13 protein-coding genes and 2 riboswitches are annotated in these 16,661 nt (G+C 71.5%); of the genes, 8 read left to right on the forward strand and 5 right to left on the reverse strand.

What is annotated here, in order from left to right:
- Positions 1-85 precede the first annotated feature (85 nt).
- The gene (locus EHF32_RS06465) at positions 86-916 is read left to right on the forward strand and encodes a CPBP family intramembrane glutamic endopeptidase (RefSeq protein ID WP_137417420.1); all 831 of its coding nucleotides are present in this window, start codon (positions 86-88) and stop codon (positions 914-916) included.
- A 106-nt stretch (positions 917-1,022) separates the two neighbouring features.
- Positions 1,023-1,991 carry a hypothetical protein gene (locus tag EHF32_RS06470; RefSeq protein WP_137417421.1) on the forward strand — a complete coding sequence of 323 codons (969 nt, stop codon included), beginning with the start codon at positions 1,023-1,025 and terminating at the stop codon, positions 1,989-1,991.
- 91 nt (positions 1,992-2,082) lie between these two features.
- Here the strand turns inward: EHF32_RS06470 and gcvP are convergent, their stop codons facing one another.
- The 4 genes from gcvP to EHF32_RS06490 form a co-directional block, all read right to left on the reverse strand.
- Positions 2,083-4,896 carry an aminomethyl-transferring glycine dehydrogenase gene (gcvP, locus tag EHF32_RS06475; protein WP_238343835.1) on the reverse strand — a complete coding sequence of 938 codons (2,814 nt, stop codon included), beginning with the start codon at positions 4,894-4,896 and terminating at the stop codon, positions 2,083-2,085.
- A gap of 53 nt (positions 4,897-4,949) precedes the next feature.
- Positions 4,950-5,330: a glycine cleavage system protein GcvH gene (gene gcvH, locus EHF32_RS06480; RefSeq protein WP_137417423.1), complete on the reverse strand. Its 381-nt coding sequence runs from the start codon at positions 5,328-5,330 to the stop codon at positions 4,950-4,952.
- Positions 5,327-6,523 (reverse strand): aminomethyltransferase family protein, encoded by a 1,197-nt coding sequence (locus tag EHF32_RS06485; RefSeq protein ID WP_137417424.1) that lies wholly within the window; start codon positions 6,521-6,523, stop codon positions 5,327-5,329. The genes gcvH and EHF32_RS06485 overlap by 4 nt, the downstream gene beginning before the upstream one ends.
- A gap of 39 nt (positions 6,524-6,562) precedes the next feature.
- Positions 6,563-6,656, reverse strand: a riboswitch (glycine riboswitch).
- Positions 6,657-6,751: riboswitch (glycine riboswitch) on the reverse strand.
- Between the two features lie 55 nt (positions 6,752-6,806).
- Complete coding sequence (locus EHF32_RS06490; protein ID WP_137417425.1) at positions 6,807-7,991, reverse strand: MarP family serine protease; 1,185 nt, start codon at positions 7,989-7,991, stop codon at positions 6,807-6,809.
- A 110-nt stretch (positions 7,992-8,101) separates the two neighbouring features.
- On the opposite strand from EHF32_RS06490, the gene EHF32_RS06495 reads away from it, so the two are divergent.
- Genes EHF32_RS06495 through EHF32_RS06520 form a run of 6 tightly spaced genes read left to right on the forward strand, consistent with a single transcriptional unit; the run spans position 8,102 to position 14,660 of the window.
- Positions 8,102-8,860, forward strand: coding sequence for an NUDIX hydrolase (locus EHF32_RS06495; protein WP_137417426.1), 759 nt, complete (start codon positions 8,102-8,104; stop codon positions 8,858-8,860).
- Entirely contained in the window at positions 8,857-10,182 is a 1,326-nt protein-coding gene (gene nadA, locus EHF32_RS06500; RefSeq protein WP_137417427.1) for a quinolinate synthase NadA, read from the forward strand. Before EHF32_RS06495 ends, nadA begins: the two co-directional genes overlap by 4 nt.
- Positions 10,179-11,693: an L-aspartate oxidase gene (gene nadB, locus EHF32_RS06505; protein ID WP_137417428.1), complete on the forward strand. Its 1,515-nt coding sequence runs from the start codon at positions 10,179-10,181 to the stop codon at positions 11,691-11,693. The genes nadA and nadB overlap by 4 nt, the downstream gene beginning before the upstream one ends.
- On the forward strand, positions 11,687-12,553 hold the full coding sequence (gene nadC / locus EHF32_RS06510) for a carboxylating nicotinate-nucleotide diphosphorylase (RefSeq protein ID WP_137417429.1): 867 nt from the start codon (positions 11,687-11,689) through the stop codon (positions 12,551-12,553). The genes nadB and nadC overlap by 7 nt, the downstream gene beginning before the upstream one ends.
- An 8-nt stretch (positions 12,554-12,561) precedes the next feature.
- Positions 12,562-13,698, forward strand: a complete 1,137-nt coding sequence (locus tag EHF32_RS06515) for a cysteine desulfurase family protein (protein ID WP_137417430.1) — start codon at positions 12,562-12,564, stop codon at positions 13,696-13,698.
- Positions 13,695-14,660, forward strand: a complete 966-nt coding sequence (locus EHF32_RS06520) for a glycosyltransferase family 2 protein (protein WP_137417431.1) — start codon at positions 13,695-13,697, stop codon at positions 14,658-14,660. The genes EHF32_RS06515 and EHF32_RS06520 overlap by 4 nt, the downstream gene beginning before the upstream one ends.
- Positions 14,661-14,667: 7 nt before the next feature.
- Here EHF32_RS06520 and EHF32_RS06525 read toward each other — a convergent pair whose 3' ends face one another.
- Entirely contained in the window at positions 14,668-16,530 is a 1,863-nt protein-coding gene (locus EHF32_RS06525; RefSeq protein ID WP_238343811.1) for an ABC transporter ATP-binding protein, read from the reverse strand.
- Positions 16,531-16,661: the final 131 nt, after the last annotated feature.

Below are 16,661 nucleotides of genomic sequence, written 5' to 3' on the forward strand. Positions count from 1 at the left end.
GCGTAAGCCGCACACACCCTATGCGCGCAATCTGAGCGCTTTCGAAAGCGGGACCGGCCCGCATCCGCTATGCCAAGCTGAACGGATGACGACCCTGCCCGCGCGCGAACCGTTCTGGCGCACCGTGAGGGTCTTCGATCCGCCGCGCGCGACGGGGTCCGCCCGCTCACGCGTGCGGTGGGAGATCTGGCTCGTGCTGGCCGTGACCGTCGGCAAGTCCGCGCTGTACTCGGTGCTCTCCTTCATCCGCACCCTGCAGCGCTCGCTGCAGGAGAACCAGGCCATCTCGTCGCAGCAGACCCAGCTCAACCCGGCGCGCGACGCCGAAGCGCTGTGGGACGCGCTGTACCAGCTGCTCGACATCTTCTTCTCGCTCGCGCTGGTCGCGCTCGTCGTCTACCTCCTCTGGGAACCGGGCACCAACGCGCTGCGACGGATCGGCCTCGACTTCCGCCGGTTCGGCGGCGATCTCGGACTCGGTGTCGCGTTGATCGCGATCATCGGCATCCCCGGGATCGCGCTCTACGTGGCCGGGCGCCTCGCGGGCATCACCGTCGGCGTCGTCGCCTCCCCCCTGGATGCGGCCTGGTACACCGTGCCGCTCTTGCTGCTCTCGGCTGCGCGCGCCGGGCTCACCGAGGAGGTCATCTTCCTCGGCTACCTCTTCGATCGCCTGCGCCGTCTCGGATGGGGCTGGTGGTCCATCATCCTGGCGACAGCGGCGTTGCGCGGGGCCTACCACGCCTACCAGGGCATGGGTTCGGTGGTCGGCAACTTCGCGATGGGCGTCGTGTTCGGCTGGTGCTACCGGCGCTGGGGCCGGGTGATGCCCCTCGTCATCGCGCACACCCTCATCGATGTGTTCGCCTTCGTGGGGTACCCCCTCGTGGCGTCCCTCTGGCCCGGGATCTTCTAGCGGTTGCACCGGGACCGGGCCTGCACAACCGCTCGAGGCCGGGGTGTTGCACACGGATGCGGGACCCGGCGCACGCGGTAACGACCGCCGCGCGCAGCGTGGAGCGATGACCCAGCCCATTCCCCTACGCACCGGCGCCCAGCTGCTCCCCTCTCCCGCGCCGTTGCTGCGCGCGCACGACATGCATCGCCCCGACCTCGCGCTCCGCCGCGGCGACATCGTGCGCGTGCACCGCGGGGTGTACGCCCCGACGCTCGCGTGGAGCGCGCTCGCTCCCTGGGGTCGCTATCTCGCCCGCGTGCACGCCGTGGCGCTGCAGATGCCGGATGCGGTCTTCGCACTCGAGTCGGCGGCGGCGCTGCGCGGTATCCCGCTCGTCGGTGAGGCGGCCGACGTGCACATCCTTCGTCCCGCGGACGGTACATCACGGCAAGCGGAGCGGGTCCGCATCCACACGCGCCGGGGCGGCGTCGAGATCACGGACGAGGGCGGCATCCTCACGACGGGTCCCATCGAGACCGTCGTCGCGTTCGCACGGGTTCGCAATCCCGCGCTCGCCCTCAACGTCGCCGATGCCACGCTGCGCGCACATCCGGACCTGACGCCGGAGGTCCTCGTGGCTCATAACGAGCTCGCATCCTCCAGCCGTGGCCGTCGACTGGCCCGATGGGCGCTGCATCGCGCGGATCCGCGCGCCGAGACGACGCTCGAGTCGCTGAGCCGGGCAGCCATCGAGTGGCTGGGCTTCGCGGCACCCGAACTGCAGTGGCTGGTGCACGGTGGTGGTGGCGTCGCCGACCGCGCCGACTTCGCCTGGCCGGACATCGGAGCCGTCGGAGAAGCCGACGGCCTCCTCAAGTACGACGAACGCTTCGGCGACCCGGTGCGCGCGCTGCACGACGAGAAGCGGCGAGAGAACCGCATCCGTCGCCGGGTCCGCGGCTTCGCGCGGTGGGGATGGGCCGATGTCCGCGAGCCCGAACGTCTCGGTGCGATCCTGGATGCGGCCGGCGTCCGCCGCGAGCGCACACCCGACGCGCTCGCCCTGCATGCCCTCGCCCGCACCCTGCGCTGAGCGCAACGCCCCCTCGCCGCTGTGCCCCTCCGTGCCCTGCCCACCCCTCCGCGAGGAGGAAGGGCACCCGGGTCGGGCGAGGGCACCCGGGTCAGGCGAAAGCCTCCGGGGGCGGGCAGGCGCACACGAGGTTGCGGTCGCCGTAGGCGTTGTCGATACGACGCACGGGCGGCCAGTACTTCGTGCGAACGAGCGAGGGAACGGGGTACACCGCCTCCTCACGCGAGTACGGATGTGTCCACTCGCCGCCGATGACCGACTGCGCGGTGTGCGGGGCGCCCACGAGCGGGTTGTCCGCTGCCGGCCAGCGCCCGGCGCCGACCTGCTCCGCCTCGGCGGCGATCTGGATCATCGCCTCGATGAAGCGCTCGATCTCCGCGAGGTCCTCCGACTCGGTGGGCTCGACCATGAGCGTGCCCGCGACGGGGAACGACATCGTCGGCGCGTGGAAGCCGTAGTCGATGAGCCGCTTCGCGACGTCGTCGACCGTGATCCCCGTGCGCTCGCGGAGGGGACGGAGATCCAGGATGCACTCGTGGGCGACCAGCCCGGCCTCGCCGGCGTACAGCACCGGGAAGTGCGCCTTCAGGCGGTGGGCGATGTAGTTCGCCGACAGCACGGCGGCACCGGTCGCCTCGCCCAGACCCGCGGCTCCCATCATCCGCACGTAGGCCCACGAGATCGGCAGGATGGATGCGGAACCGTACGGCGCGGCCGACACGGGACCGCCCTCGAACACGAAGCCGCCCGCGTGGTCGGCGCGCTGGGCGAGCGGGTGCGACGGGAGATAGGGGGCGAGGTGCGCCTTGGCGGCGACGGGTCCGACGCCCGGGCCTCCTCCGCCGTGCGGGATCGCGAACGTCTTGTGCAGGTTGAGGTGCGACACATCGCCGCCCAGGTCGCCAAAACGGGCGAAACCGAGGAGCGCGTTGAGGTTCGCGCCGTCGATGTACACCTGTCCGCCCGCGTCGTGCACGGCCTGCGTGATGGCGAGCACCTCGTGCTCATACACGCCGTGCGTGGATGGATAGGTGATCATGAGCGCGCCCAGTTCGTCCGCGTGCTGCGCGATCTTGGTGTGCAGGTCGTCGAGGTCGACGTTGCCTGCCTCGTCGCACGCGACCACGACGACCCGCATCCCCGCGAGCACGGCGGATGCGGCGTTCGTGCCGTGCGCGGACGACGGGATGAGGCACACGGTGCGCTCCGCGTCGTCGTTCGCGAGGTGGTAGCCGCGGATCGCGAGCAGCCCCGCGAGCTCCCCCTGGGAGCCGGCGTTGGGCTGCAGCGACACCGCGTCGTAGCCGGTGACCTCGGCGAGCCAGGTCTCCAGCTGCTCGATCAGCGCGAGCGTCCCCCGCACGTCGGCCTCCGGCGCGAAGGGATGCACGCGCGAGAACTCGGGCCACGACACCGCCGCCATCTCGGTGGCGGCGTTCAGCTTCATGGTGCACGAGCCCAGCGGGATCATGCCGCGATCGAGCGCGTAGTCGCGGTCGGCCAGCGTCTTCAGGTAGCGCATCATCGCGGTCTCCGAGCGGTGCGCGTGGAAGACCGGATGCGTGAGGAACTCGTCCCGGCGGTGGAGGTCGGGCACGACGCCGGCCAGGGGCACCGCCCCCTCGACGTCGATGACGGTCTCGTCGGGCAGCCCGAACGCGGCCGCCACCGCGGCGAGGTCGGCGGCCGTGGTCGTCTCGTCGACCGAGATCCCCACCGTCGCCTCGTCCGCGAAGAAGAGTTGGTACCCGCGGCGACGGGCCCGCTCGATGACGCGCTGAGCCGTGCCGGGGACGACGACGCGGAGTGTGTCGAAGAATGCGTCGTGCACGACCTCGAGGCCGCCTGCGCGCAGCGTCTCGGCGAGTGCCTGCGTTTTCCGGGCCACGTCGGTCGCGATCGCGCGCAGCCCCTCGGGGCCGTGGTAGACGGCGTACATCGCAGCCATCACGGCCAGCAGCACCTGCGCGGTGCAGATGTTGGATGTGGCCTTCTCCCGTCGGATGTGCTGCTCACGCGTCTGCAGCGCGAGGCGGTAGGCGGGGTGGCCCGCCGCATCCTGCGAGACGCCGACGAGGCGTCCGGGAAGCTGACGCTCGAGTCCCGCGCGCACGGCGAGGTACCCGGCGTGCGGTCCGCCGAAGCCGAGCGGGACGCCGAAACGCTGGGTGGTCCCCGCGGCGATGTCGGCGCCGAACGAGCCCGGCGAACGCAGGAGTGTGAGCGCGAGAAGGTCGGCCGCGACCACCACGAGACCGCCCTGCGCCTGGACGGAGGCGACGAGCTCGGTCGGATCCCACACGCGACCGCCGGCTCCCGGGTACTGCACGAAGGCGCCGAACACGGCGTCGGATGCGGCGGCCGGCTCCCAGGTGCGGGTGTCGATCTCGCGGATCTCGATGCCGACGGCGGCGGCGCGGTGATGCAGCAGCGCCTTGGTCTGCGGAAGCGCATCCGCGTCGACCAGGAAGACGTCAGACGCGGACTTCGAGGCGCGGCGCGCGACCAGCATCCCCTCCACGACCGCGGTCGCCTCATCCAGCATTGACGCGCCGGCGGTGGCGAGGCCGGTGAGGTCGGTCACCATCGTCTGGAAGTTGATCAGCGCTTCGAGCCGGCCCTGCGAGATCTCCGGCTGGTAGGGCGTGTACGCGGTGTACCAGGACGGATTCTCGAAGACGTTGCGAGCGATGACCGCCGGCGTGAACGTGTCGTAGTAGCCGAGGCCGATCATCGCGCGTGCCGGCCGGTTCGCATCGGCGAGCGCGCGGAGCTCGGCCAGCGCCTGCGCCTCCGTGGCCGCGTCCGGGATGCTGCTGCCGGCGCGCGGGACCGCGTGGACGGATGCGGGAACCGCCGTCTTCACCAGCGCGTCGACGCTGGCGAAACCCAGCGCGTCGAGCATGTGCCGCTGCGCGCCAGCATCCGTGCCGATGTGGCGTGCGGTGAAGGGAACGCTCACGCGGCGCCCTCGATGAGCGCCTCGTATCCGGCGCGGTCGAGCAGGGGTGCGCTCTCGCCGTCGAGCTCGATGCGCACGAGCCACGCCCCGTAGGGATCCGCGTTGACGAGCGAGGGGTCGGAGTCGACCTCGCCGTTGACCTGGATGACGCGTCCACTGAGAGGGGCGTAGAGCTCTCCGACCGACTTCGTCGACTCGATCTCGCCGCAGACCTGCCCGGCGACCACGGGCGCGTCGATCGCGGGAAGGTCGACGAAGACGACGTCGCCGAGCTGTTCGGCGGCGTAGTCGGTGATGCCGAAGGTGGCGACGCCGCCTTCGATCAGCACCCACTCGTGCTCTGCGGTGTAGGACAGCGTGGTGGGATCGACGGTCATTTCTTCCTCCGGTAGAAGGGCGGTTCGGTCACGGTCGCGGGGATTCGCGTGCCGCGTACATCGATGAACAGGTCTGTGCCGATGAGGCTCCGGTCGCCGTCGACGTAGGCGAGCGCGATCGGGTGTCCGAGGGTGGGGCTGAGCGCGCCGCTCGTGATCTCGCCGACCACGCCGCCTTCGGCATCGAGGACCCGATAGCCCGCGCGCCCCGCGCGCTTTCCCTCGGAGACGAGGGCGACCAGAACACGCGCGTCGGGTGCGGGCTCAGTGGCCCCCTTGCCGATGAAGGCGTCCTTGTCGGCGGCGACGACGCGACCGAGGCCCGCCTGGGCGGGCCGCACATCGCGGCTCAGTTCGTGCCCGTACAGCGGCATCCCCGCTTCGAGGCGGAGGGTGTCGCGCGCGGCGAGGCCCGCGGGAAGCAGGCCGAACGGCTCACCCGCTTGCAGAAGGGCGTCCCACAGCTCTCCCGCCGCGCTCGCGCGCACGAGCAGTTCGACGCCGTCCTCGCCCGTGTAGCCGGTGCGGAGGATCAGCACGGCCTGCCCCGCGAAGTCCGCCGCGCGCACGCTGTAGTAGCCGAGGTCGTCGAAGCTCCACGGCGTCGGCGCATCGCCCTGGCGACGCGCGGGTTCGGCGAGTTCCAGGCCCGGCAGCGCCTCGAGCACCGCGATGGCCGCCGGGCCTTGCAGCGCCAGCAGCGCCGAGTCGTCCGACGCGTCCTCGACGGTGACGTGCACGCCCGCGACGAATCCGAACGATCCGTCGGCGCCCACCGCGGGAGCCGGCGGTGTGAAGGATGCGCGCGCGTCGGCGAGCGCCTCGGCCACCGCATCGTGGTTGCCGGCGTTGGCGATCACGATGAACCAGTCGTCGGCGAGACGGTAGACGATGACGTCATCGACGATGCCGCCGTCTTCCGCGAGCACGAGCGAGTACTTCGCCTTCCCGAGCCGCATCGTCGAGTGCCGCGCGGCGAGCGCGTAGTCGAGGAACGCCCCGGCGTGCGCTCCCGTCACGAGGAACTCCGCCATGTGGGAGATGTCGAAGAGCCCCGCGGCTTCGCGTACGGCACGGTGCTCGGCGAGATCGGACGCGTAGCGGACGGGCATGAGCCATCCGCCGAAGTCCGTGAAGGCGGCTCCGGCCGCCTCGTGGCGGTCTCGGAGCGGGGTGGAGCGTGGATCGGTCATGAGTTCTCCCGGGTGGATGCGGGTAGGCGAGGGCCTGAGAACTCCCCCTCTGTCATGGGCCTGAGAGTTTCGAACACGCGGAGCGCGATCTTTCACCGTCGGCGGATCCGCGAGGATCGCTTTTCAGAGTCGCCCGACCGGGGCGGTACGCATACCTGAGAGATTGGCGGGGAGGCTTGCTCCTTCGGTGCTCGGACAAGATCTCCGAGGCTCTCCCGCACCGGTCGTGGGGCCGATATTCACGTTGTCGGGCCAGCATAGCCCGACGCGCCCGCGCGGGCGATTAAGGCACGCAGGCGCCGGAGCCGACGGCATCCGTCAGGGTGGGCGCAGCCTGCACGAGCGGGGCGAGCTCTGCCGCAGTCGACGCGTAGCCGACCTCGGAGCCGTCGTCGGCGCGCGCGAAGACGATACCCACGACCTCGCCCGCGGCGTTGAGCAGCGGTCCGCCGGAGTTGCCGGGGCGGACCGTCGCCGCCAGGGCGTAGACCTCGCGCTGATCGCGTCCCTGGTCGTAGATGTCGGGCACCGAGACCACTCCGACGGTCTGCACCGTGGCGCTGCCCATCGTGAACGGGCCGCCGTACGGGTAGCCCTGCACCACGGCCGCGGCGCCCGGGCCGAGATCGGTGCCCAACGGCAACGCCGCCGCGTCCAGGTCGTCCACCGCGATGAGGGCGAGGTCCGCCGTGGCGTCGACGTACACGACGCGTCCCTCACGCGCGGCGCGCCCCGGCAGCTCCACCATCGGACGCTCGACGCCGGCGATCACGTGGGCGTTGGTCACGACGCGATCCGGCGCCACGACGAAGCCGCTCCCGGTGAGGTTGCGTCCGCAGGAGTACGCCGTCCCGGCGATGCGCGCCACGGACTGCGCAGCCGCACTCAGTGCCGGGTCGTCGAGGTCGACGGGCGGCGCCACCTCGGCGGGTGCGGTCAGTTCTCCGAACAGCGCCCCCAACTGCGGGAGTCCGTCGTCGAGGACGCTCGCTCGCACCTGCGCCAACGCTTCGTCGACGGGGCGAGGAGTGAGCGTGTCGATCGTGCGCAGCACACCGGAGGACGCGAGCGCCGAGGACACGAACGGGATGCCGAGGGCTGCGACGCTCTGTCCGACGAGGGAGAGCACGAGGGCCGCGACGACCGTCATCGCCCCGGCACCCAGGACCCGATCGATCCCCCGCAGGCGGATGCGGGCGGCTCCCCGGCGCAACGCCCGGCCGAGCGCTGCGCCGAGCGACGCCCCGAGGACGAGCAGCCCCACGGCGACACCCAGCGCCGCCCAGCCGCGCCAGGCGGCGTCCGGGACCCAGCGGGACACGACCGGCACGAGCCACCAGGCGGCGACCGCGCCGAGCACGAGCCCGGCGATCGTCCCGGCGCTCGCCAGGAGTCCTCGCCGCCACCCCTGGATCAGCACGATCACCAGCACCACGACCAGCAGGATGTCGATCACGATCGGCGGCATGCGGTCAGCGTATGCGGCCGCGCTGACAGGGTGCCGCGAGCGCCGGGTGACGGCGACGGATTTTGCTTCTGGTCGCGATGACATTAAGATCGTCCCGAGTTAAGGTCACCATGACACGAACTAACCCCTCTCCCGACACCGCCGACGCCGAGTCCACCGAGACGCGCGTGGCGGTCTCCACCGTGATCTTCAGCCTGCGGCGCGACGGCGACGACGATCCGCGTCTCGTCCTCCCCCTCGTCAAGCGCACCCGCGATCCGCACGAAGGATTGTGGGCGCTGCCGGGCGGTTGGCTGGACGCCGCGGAGAACCTCGATGAGGCGGCTTCTCGCACGCTCGCCGAGACGACCGGTCTCAGCGCGAGCTACCTCGAGCAGCTCTACGCGTTCGGCGACATCGACCGATCCCCCAGTCGCGTCGTCTCGATCGTCTACTGGGCGCTGCTGCGCTCCGACGAGGTCGATGCGCAGAGCGCCGCGCACGAGGCCGCGGGAGACGCACCCGAGAACGTCGACTGGTTCACGGCGACCGATCTTCCGCCCCTCGCCTTCGACCACAACGCGATCGTCGACTACGCCCTGTGGCGGCTGCGCAACAAGGTCGGCTACAGCCGCATCGCGCACGGTCTGCTCCCGGACGCCTTCACCCTCGCGGATCTGCGCGAGGTCAACGAGGCGATCCTGGACCGCAAGCTCGACCCCGCCAACTTCCGCCGGCAGGTCGAGAACAGCAACACCTTGATCCCCACCGAGTCGTTCCGCACCGGAAGTCACCGGCCGGCACGGCTGTACCGCTACAACCAGGACGTCGAGCTGGCCGATCGCGGCCCGCTCGGCCGCCCGCGAAGTCACGAATCGAGCACGACATGAGCACGACGCTGACCATCCAGCCGCGTCCCATCGATCCGTCCGTCGATCACGAGATCCAGGCGATCGTCTCGGGCGCCGGGTCGGGGTCCACCTGCAACACCGACCTCGCGGCGGGCCCGTGGGACTTCGACGCGCGCCCCGGATACGGACCCGGCGCCTCGATGGGCGATGTGATCCCCACCGGCTCCCCGCGTCAGGGCATGCTGCCTGCGGCCTACCGCGACGCGAGCGACGACGAGCTCGACGCCCGCATCCGCCGCGCGAAGCAGACGCTCGGCGAACGCGTGGTCGTGCTCGGCCACTTCTACCAGCGCGAGGAGGTCGTGCGCCACGCCGACTACGTGGGCGATTCGTTCCAGCTCGCCAACGCCGCGCTCGAGCACCCGAACGCCGAGGCGATCGTCTTCTGCGGCGTGCACTTCATGGCCGAGACCGCCGACCTCCTCTCGCAGCCCGAGCAGGCCGTCATCCTTCCCAACCTGGCCGCCGGGTGCTCCATGGCCGATATGGCCGACATCGACCAGGTCGAGGAATGCTGGGAGCAGCTGGAGGAGCTTTACGGCGACATGGACGCCCCCGACGCCGATGGCCTCGTGCCGGTCGTGCCGGTGACCTATATGAACTCGTCCGCGGCGATCAAGGGTTTCGTCGGACGCCACGGTGGCATCGTCTGCACCTCTTCCAACGCGCGCACCGTGCTCGAGTGGGCCTTCGCGCGGGGCCGCCGGGTGCTGTTCTTCCCCGACCAGCACCTCGGACGCAACACCGCGAAGGCCATGGGCGTGCCGCTCGAGCAGATGCCGATGTGGAACCCGACGAAGCCGCTCGGCGGCAGCGACGAGCAGACGCTCACCGATTCCCGCGTCATCCTCTGGCACGGCTTCTGCTCGGTGCACCGCCGCTTCACGGTCGACCAGATCGACAAGGCGCGCGCAGAGCACCCGGGCGTCCGCGTGATCGTGCACCCGGAGTGCCCGATGGCCGTCGTGGACGCGGCCGACGAGGCAGGCTCCACCGACTACATCCGCAAGGCGATCGCGGCCGCGACCGAGCCCACGACCTTCGCGATCGGCACCGAGATCAACCTGGTGCAGCGCCTCGCCGCGCAGTACCCGCAGCACGAGATCTTCTGCCTCGACCCGGTGGTCTGCCCGTGCTCGACCATGTACCGCATCCACCCCGGCTACCTCGCCTGGGTTCTGGAGGGCCTCGTCGCCGGTGAGACGCTCAACCGGATCACCGTGCCCGCCTCCGTCGCCGACCCGGCTCGTGTCGCCCTCGAGCGGATGCTGGCCGCCAAGCCCTCCGGCAGCGCCGCATGAGAGCGGTCGTCGTCGGCAGCGGCATCGCCGGGCTCACGGCAGCGCTCGCCGCGGCCGAGGGCGGAGCCGAGGTCACGCTCATCACGAAGGCCGCGGCGGATGCGGGCAGCACCGCGCACGCGCAGGGCGGGATCGCCGCCGTCACGGCGACGAGCGACTCCCCCGGCGCCCACTTCGACGACACACTGACCGCCGGCGCGGGCCTGAACGATCCGGCCGCGGTGCGGGTGCTCGTCGAAGCCGGTGGCGAGACGATCCGCGCCCTGCTGGCAGCGGGCGTTCCGTTCGACCGCGACCGTGCCGGTGAGCTGCGACGGGGCCTGGAGGCCGCGCACTCGGCGCCCCGCGTGCTGCACGCGGGCGGCGACGCGACGGGGGCGGCAATCGAGGCCGCCCTGCTCGCCCGACTCGCCGACAACGCCGTGAGCGTGCGTGAGCACACGTTCCTGGCCGACCTCGTCCTCGAGGCAGGAAAGGTCTCGGGCGTCGATGTGGTCGACGCGTCCGGGAAGCGCGAGCGGATCGACGCGGACGCCGTCGTGCTGGCCACGGGCGGCGTGGGCCAGCTTTACGCCCACACCACCAACCCCTCGGTCGCGACCGGCGACGGCATCGCCGCCGCGATCCGCGCGGGCGCCGCCGTCGCCGATCTGGAGTTCGTGCAGTTCCACCCCACCGCCTTCGACGGCGAGGACTCGTTCCTCGTCTCCGAGGCCGTCCGAGGAGAGGGCGCCGTGCTGCGCGATGCGGCCGGCCGACGCTTCGCGTTCGATGCGCACCCGGACGGCGAGCTCGCGCCCCGCGACGTGGTCGCTCGCGCGATCGCCCGACAGTCCGCCTCCCAGCCGGGCATCCCCGTCGTGCTGGATGCGACGGGTCTCGGCGGGGCTGAGGCCCTCGCCGCCCGCTTCCCCACGATCGACAGCGCGCTGAGAGCACGCGGGATCGACTGGTCGACGACGCCCGTACCGGTCACCCCGGCCGCGCACTATCTGATGGGCGGGGTCCTCACCGATCTCGACGGGCGCACCAGCGTCCCCGGGCTCTTCGCCGTCGGCGAGACGGCGCGCACCGGCGTCCACGGCGCGAACCGCCTGGCATCCAACTCGCTGCTGGAGGGCGCCGTGTTCGGCGCGCGGGCGGCGGCTGCCCTGCTCGCCGATCCCGTGAGAGCGGCCGACGTCCCGGCCGCAGAGCCGGCGGCGGCTGCCGAGCCCGCGAGCGACGCGCCCGGGTTCAGCCGGATGGGCCTGCAGCAGTTGCTCTGGGATCACGCGGGACTGGAGCGCGACGAGACGGGCCTGGCTCACGCCGCATCCGTCATCGCCGCGTGGCGCCGCGACGCGCCCGCCGCCGGGACCGTGGCCGCGCAGGAGGACGCGAACCTCCTGCTGGTCGCCGAGCACCTCGTGGCCGCGGCGCGCCGTCGTACCGTCTCGGTCGGCGCCCACTTCCGTCGCGACGGCGCGCCCTTCGCCGCCGCCATCGCCCAGGAGGCCGAGGCATGCTGACATCCGCCACCATCGACCGGGTCGTGTCCGCGGCCCTCGACGAGGACGCCCCCTGGGGCGATGTGACGAGCGAGACACTCATCCCCGCGGATGCGGTCGCCACCGCATCCCTCGTCGCCCGCGAGAGCGGCGTGTTCTCCGGCGGCGCCGTGTTCGCCGCCGCGTTCCGCCTGGTCGATCCCCGGACGCGGGTCGACCTGCTCGTCGCCGACGGCGACGGATTCGATGCCGGTGCGACGCTGGCCACCGTCACCGGCCCCGCTCGTTCGGTGCTCACGGCCGAGCGGGTGGGACTCAACTTCGTCCAGCGAATGTCGGGCATCGCGAGCCTCACGGCTGTCTACGTCGCCGAAGTCGCCCACACCGGTGCGCGCATCGCCGACACCCGCAAGACCACGCCGGGACTTCGCGCCTTCGAACGCCACGCGGTCGTCAGCGGCGGCGGCCACAACCACCGGTTCAGCCTGTCCGACGCGGTGATGGCCAAGGACAACCACCTCGCCGTCCTCGCCGCCTCCGGCGTCCCCGTCACGCAGGCGCTGCAGGAGGCACTGGCACGCCTCCCGCACACGACGCACGTCGAGGTCGAGGTCGACCGTCTCGACCAGATCGACGACGTCCTCGCCGCGGGTGTCGGCACCATCATGCTCGACAACTTCTCGATCGAGGACCTCCGACGAGGCGTCGAGCAGATCGCCGGTCGCGCCATCGTGGACGCCTCCGGCGGCGTCACGCTCGAGACCGTGCGTCGGATCGCGGAGACGGGTGTCGACGTGATCTCCGTCGGTGCGCTGACGCACGCGGCCCGGGGGCTCGACCTCGGTCTCGACATCGATCTGCGCCTGGCCGACCCGGTGTGAGCGGAGCCATGTACCTCGACAATGCCGCCACGACGCCCGTGCGCCGCGAGGTGATCGAGGCGATGCTGCCGTACTTGCGAGGCGCGTTCGGCAATCCGTCGAGCCACCACGAAGTCGGCGAGCAGGCGGCGTCTGCGCTCGCCGACGCCCGGGCGCGAGTGGCGGCCGTGCTGGGCGTGCGCACGGGCGACGTGATCTTCACCTCCGGCGGCACGGAGGGCAACAATCTCGCCGTCAAGGGGATCGCTCTGGGCGCGATGCTCGCCCGGGGCCGTCGCCACGTCGTGACGACGGGGATCGAGCACGAGTCGATCCTCGAGTCGGTCGCCGCCCTCCAGCGCCTCCACGGTTTCGAGGCGACGGTCTTGGACGTCGACGACACCGGTCGGGTGTCTCCGGATGCGGTCGCCGCCACCCTCCGCGAGGACACCGCGCTCGTCACCCTCGGCTACGCGAACAACGAGACCGGCACCGTGCAGGATGTGCACGCCATCGCCGCCGTCGCGACCGCGGCCCGGGTGCCCTTGCACCTCGATGCGGTGCAGGCGGCGGGCTGGCTGCCGTTGTCCGGCACGGGGGCCGACGCGATCACCATCGCCGGCCACAAGCTCGGCGCCCCGAAGGGGATCGGTGCCACGGCCATCCGCGGCCGCATCCCGGTCGAGCCGATCCTCCACGGCGGCGGACAGGAGCGCGGTCGCCGCAGCGGCACCGAGGACGTCGCCGGGGCGGTGGGCCTGGCCACCGCGCTCGAACTCGCCGAAGCGGAGCGCGCCGCATCCGCCGCCCGCGTCGGAGCCGCGCGCGACGCGTTCGTGGCCGCGGTGCTCGCGGCCGTGCCGTCCGCCGCGCTGACCGGCCACCCCATCGAGCGGCTGCCCGCCACGGCGAGCTTCACCTTCGCGGGCACCAGCGGCGAGGCCGTGCTGCTCGAGCTCGAACGGCGCGGCATCGTCTCCTCCAGCGGATCGGCGTGCGCGGCCGGCAGCGACGAGCCCTCCCACGTGCTCGTGGCGATGGGCATCGCGCCGGAGGTGGCGCAGACCGCCGTGCGATTCACCTTCCCCCACGACCTGACGGTCGATCTCGGTCCGGTCGCTGCGGCGGTGGCCGCATCGGTCGCAGCGGTACGATCGGCGACGTGAATCAGCGCCCCCTCGTCACGGTCGTCGTCCCCGGCTACCAGGTCGAGCCGTGGGCGCAGGCCGCCCTCGATTCGCTGCGCGCGCAGACGTTGTCGGACTGGACCGCGGTGCTCGTCGACGACGCATCATCCGATCGCACCGGCGACCTGTTCGACGCGGCCGCCGCATCCGATCCGCGCTTCCGTGTGGTGAGGCTCGCACGACGCGTCGGGCTCGGGGCCGCCCGCAACACGGCTCTGGATCTGGTCGACACGCCCTACGTGGCCTTCCTGGACGCCGACGACGTCATGCTCCCCACGGCTCTCGAGCGTTTCGTCGCCACTCTCGATGGCAGCGGCAGCGATTTCGTGGTGGGCGCGTATGTCCGTCTACGTCCGGACGGGTCGGGCGGTTACGCCGCCGGCGACGTGCAGCCGTGGGTCAGCCGCGCGACGGCCCCCGCGCGGACGGCGACGACCCTCGAGGAGCACCCGGAGGTGACGGCCAACGTCGTCGCATGGTCGAAGCTGAGCCGCACCGAGTTCTGGCAGCGCAGCGGCCTGCGCTTTCCCGAGGGACGGCTCTACGAGGACCAAGTGGTGGCCCAGCAGATGTACGCGAGGGCACGGCGGTTCGACGTGTTGTCGGACGTCGTCGTGCACTGGCGGGAGCGTGCGGACGGCTCCTCGATCACGCAGCACGAGGAACGGCTCGACGTGCTGCGCGACTGTCTCGACGCGATGAGCGAGGGGATGCGGGTGCTCGAGGGCACCGGGCACACGGCCGCCGCTCGGGCGCGTGCGGGGCAGCTGCTGCGCATGGACATCCCGCGGCTCGCGCGAGTGGCGGCCACGCATCCGGACGACGAGTACCGCCGACTGATCGGCGCCTTCGCCCGGTCGGTCTCCGAGCGGCAGGACGTGGCGACCGCCGTCGTCCCCGACGACGCGCAGCCGCTGATCTCCGCAGCCCTGCTCTGGTGAGCGGTGCTCAGACGGTGAGCTGCTCGGCCGCGAGCGTGGCGTAGAGCCCCTGCGCCGCGACGAGCTCGGCGTGCGTGCCGCGCTCGACGATGCGACCGTCGTCGACGACGAGGATCACGTCGGCGGCGACCACGGTCGACAGCCGGTGCGCGACGGTGATCGTGGTCCGGCCGCGGGCCGCCGTGTCCAGCGCCTGCTGCACGACGCGCTCACTGCGCGTGTCCAACGCCGACGTCGCCTCGTCCAGCAGCAGCACGGGCGGGTCCTTCAGCAGCACGCGCGCGATCGCGATGCGCTGCTTCTCGCCTCCGGAGAGCCGGTAGCCCCGCTCGCCCACGACGGTGTCGTAGCCCTTTTCGAAACCCGTGATGACGTGGTGCACGTTGGCGGCCTCGCAGGCGGCGGCGAGCTCCTCATCCGTCGCATCGGGCTTCGCGTACCGCAGGTTGTCGGCGATCGTCGCGTGGAACAGGTACGTCTCCTGCGAGACGATGCCGATGCGATCGATGATGGATGCCGAGGTCAGAGCGCGCACATCGGCGCCCGCGAACAGCACCGCGCCGTCGTCCACGTCATAGAAGCGCGGGATGAGCGAGAGCACCGTGGACTTCCCGGCCCCGCTCGGTCCGACCAGCGCCACGTGCTGCCCGGGATCCGCGACGAAGGACACCGCGTCCAGCAGCGGGCGCGCGGAGGCGGCCGACTCCGGGTAGCGGAAGGTGACATCGCGCAGCTCCACGCGCCCGACCGGGCCCGGAGCCTCGGAGACGTCGATCGCATCGGGAGCATCGCGGACGGCGGGTCGCAGATCAAGGTACTCGAAGATGCGCGCGAACACGGCGGCGGAGGTCTGCACGTCGAGGGCGACGCGCATCAGGCCCATGAGCGGCTGGAGGAGGCGTGCCTGCACGGTGGTGAACGCCACGATCGTGCCGGCGGAGATGCCCGCATCGGTCCCGCCCGACATGAACAGGCCCGCCACCAGGTAGATGACGGCGGGAACGCTGGCCATGATGACGCCGACGAGCGCGAAGAACCCCTGGCCGCTCATCGCCTGGCGCACCTGCAGCCGGATCTGGATGCGGTTCTGCGCTCCGTAGCGCGCCGACTCGCTGCCCTGGCGGTTGAACGACTTCGCCAGCAGGATCCCCGAGACGCTCAGGCTCTCCTGCGTGATCGCCGACAGCTCCGACAGGGACTCCTGCGTCTGTCCCGCGATGCGCGCGCGCACCTGGCCGACGCGGCGTTGGATCAGCGCCAGGATCGGCATCAGGAAGACGGCGATGAGGGTGAGTCGCACATCGATCAGGACCATGGCCACGAGGGACGCGACGACGGTGACCGTGTTGCCGAGCACACTCGTGACGGTGTTGGTCAGAACGCCCGACACGGCGCCCACGTCGTTCTGCAGCCTGGACTGGATCACCCCGGTCTTGGTGCGCGTGAAGAAGCCGAGCTCCATGGACTGCAGATGATCGAACAGACGCACACGCAGATCACCGGTGACGTTGTTGCCGACCGTCGAGGTGAACCAGGTCTGCGCGACCTGCAGTCCGCCCGAAGCGAGAAAGAGCACCACCATGATCGCGACGAGGCGCACGAGAAGTCCCATGTCCACGCCGGACCCGTCCGCGGGGAACAACGCGTCGTCGAACACCCGCTCCACGATGAGTGCCGGCACGACGGCGACCGCGGCACCGGCGACCACGAGCAGCGCCGTGACGATCAGGCGCGCGCGATAGGGCCGGAACAGCGCGGCGATCCGGCGGCCGAGGTGAGGGATGCGGGGAGCCTCGGCATTGCGCAGGCGCTGGGCGGCCGCATCCACTCCGCGAAACCCCGGCGGATGCGACGGGCCGGCCATACTCATGCGCTCAGCCTAGATCGCCCCCGCCTGCCCGGATCCGAACCGGTAGTCTTGTCCGACGCGCGTCGGTGCCGGTCGCGGGCAACGAACACGCCCGACCGGATTTCGCCGCCTCGGGAATGCTCCGCCCGCTC

The organism is Microbacterium sp. RG1 (assembly GCF_005347485.1).
Lineage (GTDB): Bacteria > Actinomycetota > Actinomycetes > Actinomycetales > Microbacteriaceae > Microbacterium > Microbacterium binotii_A.